We start from the raw sequence: 2,317 nt of genomic DNA, 5'->3' as shown, positions 1-2,317 counted from the left end.
GTCTCTGGGGTAAAGCCGGCAACGATGTTTTGATCGGCGGTCCCGGCAAGGACCTCTTCGTCTTCGACACCAGGCCTAACAAGAAGTCCAACGTCGATCGGATCAAAGATTTTTTCGCTCCTGATGACGGCATCCAGATCGACAACGCGGTCTACAAGGCGATCGGCAAGGGTTCGCCCGGCGCACCCCGTAAACTCGCGTCCAAGATGTTTTGGAAGGGCGCCGCCGCGCACGATTCCAGTGACCGCTTGGTCTACAACCCGAAATCAGGGGCCCTTCTCTATGACGCTGATGGCACGGGCTCCATCGAGCCGATCCGCATCGCCGTATTGTCCAAGAATCTCAAATTGTCCGCAGCCGATTTCTTCGTGATCTAGGAAAGCCGCCTCATGAAAGATCAGCCGTTCGTCACGACCCTGCGAAAGCTCTTCGAGACAGATACCAACACGCGACTGACCGCCAACGCGGCCGATGGCGAGGGCGTCGTCATCACCTATGGCTTCAAGACCAAGCCCACCATCCGCAGCGACGTCTTCACTGACCCGCGGCCATACTTCAGCCGCCTGACGTCGGCCGAGGAAAACGCCATCACGCAGACTCTCAAGGTCTGGTCGGCGGTCGCCGACATTAAGTTCGTGCGCTCGGATACACAGGATGCCGACCTGATGTTCGGCAAGCACGACATGCCTTACAAGGTGAACGGGTATGCCGGAGCCTTTCGCTATTCGCTCGACCCGCTGAAACGCTCGCCCGCCGATATCTGGCTCGACGACGACAGCTTCATCCTCACGCCGCTCGGCCGCCAGACCGTGATCCACGAGGTGGCGCACAGCCTCGGGCTGAAGCATCCCATCATCGGTAAGAATGGGCTCAAGGCATCCGAGTTCGGCACGACGATCCTGGCGCAGAACCTGATCGGGGCAAACCCTTACACCGGATCCCTCACCAAACTCGGTGTGATCGACACAGCGGCGATCCAATCGATCTACGGACCGGCCCAGAAGAAACTCGGCGCGAATACCCATAAGGTCGGCTCAACTCATCTCGTCTGGGATGGCGGCGGCAACGACACTTTGTCGGCGGCTGGCGCCAAGGCGAAGGCTCATCTCGACCTGAACGATGGGTCGTGGAATTGGATCGGGAAGAAGGCAACTTCCATTCTGTCAGACGGCCAGACTTGGCTCGGACATTTTACCGAGATCGAAAATGCCGTCGGATCAAGTCATTCCGACACGATCATCGGCAACGAACACGACAACATCATCCAGGGTGGATCCGGCAACGACACCATCACGGGCGGCGCGGGAAGCGACGCGCTCATTGGTGGCAAGGGGCGCGATACCTTCATCTTTCGAAACTTCGGCGAGCTGGGAACGCTGGATAGGCCTGACGTGATCGTCGACTTCGGTGTTGGCGATCGGATCGATCTGAGAAAGTTGAAGGCCAACTTCCTCGGCATGGGGCCGGACGACAACATCTTGAGCGGCGCTAAGCCCGCACAGGTCTACTACAACACCGCGTTGAACGAATTACGCTTTGATGTGGGCGGAGACGGCAGCGTGGACTTCGTCATCCGTGTTGGYGCGCTGACTGTCGATCAGGTTTTAATGTGAGCAACCTGATGTTCCAAAACCTCATCCACAATGACGCCTTCCGTTACGGTGCGATCGCATCGGCAATGATCATTCTCGTGTCGCTTGATCTATCCGCTTGGCATATTGAGCAATTGTCGATCGCGAGCGGAAGAACGGTCGTTCGGTGCAGTCAAATATCGCCTTCTTGGAATGGCTTATCGCATCTTATCTCGCTGGCGATGCTGATTGTGGGATGCCTTGTTTCAGCAGTTGCAAAGCTGTGGTCGATTGGTTTCCTTGCAGTCGCACTTCACCTCTTCATGCCATACATCATCTGCTGAACTGGATTTCCCATGAAGAACCGGAACCTCCACGAAGCCTTCGATAAGATCCAGCGCAGACGCGACAACTTTTCGACCCTATGCACGCGATGGATGCGAGTGTGTCTCGCGGCACACTTCCTGATCCTAATCATCTCTGGAAACGCCGAAGCGGCCTCGCGACGCATTGCATACGGTTCGGATTACGACGTCATTTTTCAGAAGATCTACCTGAGCACGATTTACGGCAGCCCCCAAAACAAGAGCTTTTGGCCCAATTTGTGCACCGACGAAGTTGAGAAGGCTCCTTCTTACTACCCGGGCACTAAGGGCCGAAAGATTGATGAAATATTTCCGCTCTCAAAAATTGATGAAAAAGCCGAGGCGGCACTGCGAAGTTATCAATATTGGCCGATCAAATGC

General features: G+C 56.0%; 3 protein-coding genes and 1 pseudogene. All 4 read left to right on the top strand.

Translation table 11 applies throughout. From position 1 onward, the window contains the following. Window positions 1-377: pseudogene (locus tag AC1DT3_RS18370) on the top strand (calcium-binding protein); the annotation flags it as partial. A gap of 12 nt (window positions 378-389) precedes the next feature. Continuing rightward, a complete protein-coding gene (locus AC1DT3_RS18365) occupies window positions 390-1,613 on the top strand; it encodes a M10 family metallopeptidase C-terminal domain-containing protein (protein ID WP_477466665.1) in 1,224 nt (407 codons plus the stop codon). Beyond that, window positions 1,610-1,915, top strand: a complete 306-nt coding sequence (locus AC1DT3_RS18360) for a hypothetical protein (protein ID WP_477466664.1) — start codon at window positions 1,610-1,612, stop codon at window positions 1,913-1,915. The genes AC1DT3_RS18365 and AC1DT3_RS18360 overlap by 4 nt, the downstream gene beginning before the upstream one ends. Window positions 1,916-1,927: 12 nt before the next feature. Continuing rightward, window positions 1,928-2,317, top strand: a 390-nt coding sequence (locus tag AC1DT3_RS18355; protein WP_477466663.1) for a hypothetical protein, incomplete at its 3' end; no start/stop codon positions are given.

The organism is Microvirga sp. P4_G7 (assembly GCF_056401005.1).
The sequence above is the reverse complement of the archived record's forward strand: the minus strand, read 5'-3'. Positions and strand labels throughout refer to the sequence as shown.